The following is a 7066-nucleotide window of genomic DNA, read 5'->3' on the forward strand; positions in this document are numbered from 1 at the left end:
TCCAATTCTCTGACAACACTCTCCTAGATGTTGAGGCGGTTAAAGCGTTAGTCCTGTTAGGTACAGCTGAGGCTGATATTCTTCAAGCCTATGCATCAGGAAGTACAATTTCTGGTGAATCTGGCGATGATATCATCACGGGTAATGCAGGCTCTGATCAATTATATGGTGGTGCTGGTTTAGACAAACTGTATGGTGAAGGTGGAGATGACCATTTAGAAGGTGGTGCAGAGAATGACCAGCTTTATGGTGGCGCAGGTAATGACACCTTGATTGGAGATGAGGGTGATGATCATCTTGAAGGTGGGACAGGTAATGATACGCTTCAAGGTGGAACTGGCAGTGATACCTTAAATGGTGGCGAAGGTGATGACGTTCTCAATGGACAAGAAGGCAATGACACCTTAAATGGTGGTCAGGGTAATGATACTTACCTGTTCGAACTAGGATGGGGGCAAGATATCATTGAGTTTGAAAATAAAAATCAAACAGATATCGATGCAATCGTATTTATTAATGTTGATCCGAATGATTTAATTATCCGAAAAATTGGTCAGGATATGGTGATAAATCATCGTATTACGGGTGATCAATTGATTGTTCAGTCTCACTTTAGTAACTCATCCAATAAACCAATTAATCGTGTACGTTTTGATAATGGTATCGAATGGAATGAATCTGACCTCAATGTGCAGGCTGTAAAAGGTACTGAACTCAATGACATCATTGAAGGGACAACAGACAGGGATACCATTCATGCCGGAGATGGGGATGACACGATTAATGGTAGTTTCGTTTCTACAGATTCACCAGAAAGCCAGTACTTTGTATATGGTGGAAGTGGCAACGATAAAATTGATGGGATGGGCTATCTAGATGGTGGTACTGGAAATGATGAAATTGAAGGTATTGGCCATCTTCTAGGCGGTGATGGAAATGATACTTTAGCTGGACAAGGTGTTTTAGAAGGTCAAGCAGGCGATGACATTATTAATGGACAAGGTAAATTGTACGGAGGTGAGGGTGCAGACCATTTAGCAATAACAAGTTTGGGGCTTCATGAGGCAGGGCTGCTTGATGGTGGTGCTGATGATGACATCCTAGTCGTTGATGTTGACCAAAAGTATTTTGTTGATGATTTTAATCAAGATGAATTCATGCAAGATGCTGATGGGTATCATGTTGTACAGGGTCCAAATCAATCAGAAGAGCGTAACTTTGTATACGTACAAGGTGGTACGGGCGACGATACAATTTATGGCTCATTCGGAAATGAAATCTATCTATTTAATTTAGGTGATGGTCAAGACACAATAATAGAACGTCGTGAGGGGCAGAATTTTAATAATGTTGCTGTTTCCTTCGATATTTTGAGATTAGGTGCAGGAATTATTCCAACGGACATCGGCTTTCATCGTTTCGGTAATGATCTAGTCATTAAACATGGAAGTAATACGGATCAGTTGACCATTCAAAATTATTTTATAGGTGGTCATCATAAGATAAATGAAATTCAATTTGCAGACACAACAGTTTGGAACAATAATTATATTGAAAATCATGTGACTTATCATGGTACAGAGAACAATGATGAGATATGGGGATACAGAAATTCTCATGAAACTTTTGAATTGGGCGCTGGTAATGATAAGGTTTATGCTGGAGCAGGTAACGATGTTGTCTATGGTCAATTAGGCGATGATACGTTATGGGGACAAGCAGGTAATGACACTCTTTATGGTGGTGCTGGATCCGACTATATAGAGGGGAATGAAGGTGTAGACACCCTTCATGGTGAGGATGGTAACGATACCCTTTATGGTGGTGCAGGTGATGATGTTCTTTCTGGCGGTGCGGGTAATGATATCCTCATGGGTGGTGCTGGAACTGATTACTTAGATGGCGGTGAAGGTGATGATAAATATTATTATTATCTGACTGATGGTGCGGACGTAATTAATCAAACAGGTGGCGGTGTTGATGTCCTTTGGTTGATGGATTATGGTATTACACGAAATCGTATTGGTTTCACTAAAGAGGGCAATGACCTAATCCTTACGATTGATCAAAACACCAATCAATCTGTGAGAGTCGTGGATCATTTCCTTGGTGGTGAGAAGGCGATTTCTTCTGTAAATGCTAATGGACAAGCATCAATTACAGCAAAAGATATCAACGGTATTATTAAAGCGCAAGAATATGGCGGACTATATGATACTGTTCTTGAAGGATCAGCTAGTGGTGAAACTATTCATGGTACTACTGGAAATGATCTGATCCAAGGCCTTGATGGTAATGATACGCTTTGGGCGCAAGCAGGTAATGACCGTTTGGAAGGAGGCTCAGGTAATGACTACTTGGATGCTGGTGCTGGCAACGATACCTTGGTTGGCGGTGCTGGCAATGACACACTGATTGGAGGTGCTGGTAATGATATCCTTGATGGTGGTACTGGCGATGATAAATACTACTATTACCTTGCAGATGGTAATGATGTTGTTGATCAAACGGGTGGCGGTTCTGATGTTATCTGGTTGATGGATCAAGGAATTACTGTAGATCGTATCAAGTTCACCAAAGAAAATAATGACCTACTCATTACGATTGACAACAATTCAAATCAAACTATACGGGTAAAAGATCATTTCTTAGGTGGTGAAAATGCGATAACAGCTGTACAGCCGAATGGTGGTTATACAATTACCGCAGCTCAAATTGCAACTCTGGTGAATACCTCAGCAGGAGGTACAGAAGCACCAAATTCTACAGGTGATACAACTTATAATTATACCAGTGGCTTACTAACCATTACAGAGCAATCTGGTGTGGATAAAGTTGTCTTTGCAAGTGGAATCACTTTTAGCCAAATAAGCTCTAATCTGATTAAGTCGGGCAATGATTTAATTATTAAAGTGAATGGAAGTAATGCAAATAAAATTACAGTGAAGAGCTTCTTCTTGGCTGGAGATTATTTAGTTGAGAGCTTCCAGACGACTACAGGTCAACAATTGTCTGCTGAGCAAATTTTTGCGGCATATGGTATGGCAATACCAGAACCTGAAGTGCCAATTGAGCCAGAGACACCAAATGTAGTAGGGGATACAACCTATAACTACACTAGTGGGGAGTTAAATATCACGGAACACTCTGGTAATGATAAGGTCATCTTTAAAAATGGAATTACCTTTAGCCAGGTTGGGAACTATTTAACTAAATCGGGTGATGATCTCGTTCTTAAAGTAAATGGCAGTAATACCAACAAAGTCACGGTCAAAAACTTCTTCTTAGGTGGGCAGTATTTAGTCGAGACATTCCAGTTTGAGACAGGAGGTAAACTTACTGCAGAACAAATATTTGGTGCTTTTGGTATGACTATACCAACTAATCCAGAGCCGGAGAATTCGACTGATCCTGAAGCATCAAATGTTGCTGGAAATACGGTTTATGATTATTCAAATGGTGAATTAACCATTACTGAGCAATCTGGCACTGATAAAGTCATCTTTAAAAATGGAATTACCTTTAGTCAAGTGGGCAACTATTTGATGAAATCAGGTGATGATCTCGTTCTTAAAGTTGATGGTAGTAATACCAATAAAGTGACGATTAAAAACTTCTTCTTAGGCGGACAGTATTTAGTCGAAACATTCCAGTTTGAGATAGGCGGTCAACTTACTGCTGATCAAATATTTGGTGCTTTTGGTATGACCATGCCGTCAACAGCAGAACCTGAGAATCCAACTGAGCCTGAAGCTTCAGGTGTCATTGGTAATACAATGTATGAATACACTACTGGGTTATTAACCATTACTGAGCAATCTGGCACTGATAAAGTCATCTTTAAAAATGGAATTACCTTTAGTCAAGTGGGCAACTATTTAACTCAGTATGGAGATGATTTGATACTCAAAGTAAATGGTAGTCAAACAGATCAAGTAGTTGTGAAGAACTTTTTCTTAGGTGGAGCATATGAAGTGGAAAGCTTTGTCTTCGAGACAGGAGGTAGTATTTCTTCGAGCCAAATTTATCAGGTGTTTGGTATTAGTAGACCATTAAATGCTGAAGATGAGGTTGATACTGTCATATCTGGAGACACCAGTAATAATACATTTACAAGTGATGTCACTGTGAGTGAGTTATTTATTTTAAATGGTGGGCAGGATATTCTGAAGTTAATTCAGAATTCTTCTGGAGAAACTTTAGTGGACTATGTAAGTGATTTCAAGGCAACTGAGGATAAATTGGATTTATCAGAGTTCTTAGACAGTAACCATGTGAACTCATCAAATATTCAGGATTATCTAGGTGTTTCTTATGATGCTGATCTTAAATCAAATACAGTAAGTGTCCGAACTGATTTAAATAGTAGCTCTCAAGATATTTTAGTTTTAACAAATCAGTCGGAATACCTGTCTGTACAAGACTTACTAATAAATCAGGCTGTTATGTATTGATAGCTTGATGTTTGTATTTTTATAAATTTTAATTTTTTTAGAAAAGAGAAACCCTTGCTTAGGCAGGGGTTTTTAAAATTTAGAAGTTTATTTGGTTGGTATTTAAAGGGGAATATTCAGCACTGCTTTTTATCCGACAGAATTCGAAAAATAAGAGTGCGGTTATAATATTTCTTTTTTAAGATATTCCAGAGGAGATTAAGCATTTGTAATAATTTAACTATAAAACAATAGTAATCCAATCCATCATTGGACGACACTTTGATAGCAAAAATCAGCCCAATCAATCATTAAACTTTTACGTTTCTCTAAATACGCTCCACGTAAATAAGCAGCTTCTACTTCATCTGGTAGTTTATGAGCTAGGACATGCTCGCAAACCTCACGAGGGTAGTCAGTTTTATCGGCTGACCAGTCACGGAATGTAGAACGAAAACCATGTGTGGTAATTACTCGATTTTGTTTAGGATCAATATAGCCTAAGCTATTTTCCTTAAGTTTCTGTTCATGCATCCGTTTGATCAATGTCGTCAAGGACATATCAGAAAGCATTTCACCACTACGAGGTGCAGGAAATATGAAATCTTTAGGCTGGGCAAATTGATGAATTGATTCAAGCAAAACAATAGCTTCTTGGGATAATGGAACACGATGTTCCTTATCGGCTTTCATTCGTTCTTTAGGGATGATCCAAATTTTATTTCTAAAATCAATTTCCTGCCATTTTGCCCCAAAAATCTCACCAGAACGACAAGCAGTTAAAATTGCAAATTCCAGAGCTTTGGGTGAAATCCCTTTTTTCTGTCTCAAGTGCTGGATAAATTCAGAGATCTGTTCATAAGGCAGAGATGGGTGAGGGCGTGATTCTTGTTTTAAGTTACCTAGGATAGGTTCAAGATTACCTTTCCATTCAGCTGGGTTGTCACCTTCAAAATATCCCATAGCCTTGGCATAATCAAAAATGGTTTCTATACGGCCACGAATACGTTTAGCTGTTTCATTTTTATCAACCCAGATAGGCCTAAGAACTTCGGCAATATCAACTTTAGTAATGGTGCCAATACTAATATCACCTAAAGTTGGGTAAATATAGGTTTCTAATGTAGAAGTCCATTGACCAATATGTTTTTCATTTTTGAGTTCTCGGGTTTTATTTGCTATAACAACTTTTGCACACTCAATGAATGTTTTATCACGTAATTTCTGGATATGTAGCTTTGTAAGTTGTTCCTGTTTATGTGCAATCGGATCTACACCGCTTCGTATTTGTAATCTTAATTCAGTTGCTTTTGTACGTGCTTCGCTTAGAGAAACTTCAGGATAGGGGCCAAGTCCAATATCACGGCGATGAGCTTTTAACTTTCCTTCTTTATCTAGCCGTTTTCCCACAACTACACGTAAGATCCAAACACGGGAGTTACCTTCAATATTTAAACAGAGTCCATCGACCCCGCCTACCGAATATCTACCAGTCTCTTTAATTCTTGCTACAGTGAGTGCAGAAAGCTCTTTGGCTTTTTTTGGCATATTTATTACCCCTCAAAATACCCCACATAAAATACTGGAAATGATTGGATTTGACAAGACTTAATAGGATTGTTATTTTTGTAATATATTGATAAATATATTTTTATTGTACTAAATTGGACAGGGTGAGACTGCTGTTATACGGACACCGCTTCCGCCACATTGAAGTTTCTGACACTGTTTAGCACTATATAAGTATTTGACTTATAAGGTTAAAGTTAGAAATAAGCTGTATAACAGTCTATGACACACTCCGTCAATGAGCAGTTATAAAGTAGTAAAAAATGCAGTAAGATGATCTCTTACTGCATTTTTTTTGTTTATACGTTATGACTGCACGTGGAATTAATAAACTGACTGCTTTACAGGTTAAAAAAGCAAAAGCAAACCCTGATAAAATGTATAAGCTTCCAGATGGAGGTAATCTTTACCTACGTATTGATACCACCGGTAGCAAATACTGAACCGTACCGGATTTATCGGAGACATTTTATCTAAGTTAGGCCACCTGACCTAACGGATTTATCTTAGCATAGTACATCGCTTCATATTCAAATGGTGATACATATCCAATTGCACTATGTAGCCGTTTTTTATTAAACCAATCCACCCAATTCAATGTTGCCAGTTCAACATCGGATAGACCCGTCCAATCAGATTTCAAATATTCAATCACCTCCATTTTGTATAAACCATTCACTGTTTCAGCCAAAGCATTATCGTATGAATCACCTGTAGTACCGACAGAAGCTTTTACATTCGCTGCCTCTAGGCGATTGGTATAGCGAATCGATAAATATTGCACGCCTCGATCGGAGTGATGAATCACATTCTTTGGCATACCTCGATCATGTAATGCTTGCTCTAATGCATCGAGCACCATATTCGTATTCATACGTGTTGAAACTTTCCAGCCTACGATTGCTCGTGAAAATACATCAATAATAAATGCCGTATAGACCCAGCCTGAATTGGTCTGAATATAGGTGAAGTCAGCCACCCAAAGGTTATTCGGGTGTTGTGCCGTAAAATCACGTTTCACTAAATCATCTGCACGTTTTTGATCATCACGGCTACGTGTAGTT

3 protein-coding genes and 1 pseudogene are annotated in these 7066 nt (G+C 38.5%); 2 read left to right on the plus strand and 2 right to left on the minus strand.

Annotated features, from left to right (window positions below; genetic code table 11):
• On the plus strand, window positions 1-4454 hold a 4454-nt coding region (locus I2F62_RS12655), incomplete at its 5' end, for a calcium-binding protein (protein WP_324627354.1).
• Window positions 4455-4700: 246 nt separating this feature from the next.
• Here the strand turns inward: I2F62_RS12655 and I2F62_RS12660 are convergent.
• Window positions 4701-5981, minus strand: coding sequence for a tyrosine-type recombinase/integrase (locus I2F62_RS12660; RefSeq protein WP_324627355.1), 1281 nt, complete (start codon window positions 5979-5981; stop codon window positions 4701-4703).
• A gap of 329 nt (window positions 5982-6310) precedes the next feature.
• Between I2F62_RS12660 and I2F62_RS12665 the strand changes: the two are divergent.
• Window positions 6311-6442, plus strand: a pseudogene (locus I2F62_RS12665) (Arm DNA-binding domain-containing protein); the annotation flags it as partial.
• A gap of 38 nt (window positions 6443-6480) precedes the next feature.
• On the opposite strand, the gene I2F62_RS12670 reads toward I2F62_RS12665, so the two are convergent.
• Window positions 6481-7066 (minus strand): IS3 family transposase (locus I2F62_RS12670; protein ID WP_324627356.1); only part of this gene is annotated, 586 nt, incomplete at its 5' end.

Source organism: Acinetobacter sp. MD2(2019) (assembly GCF_035615615.1).
Lineage (GTDB): Bacteria > Pseudomonadota > Gammaproteobacteria > Pseudomonadales > Moraxellaceae > Acinetobacter.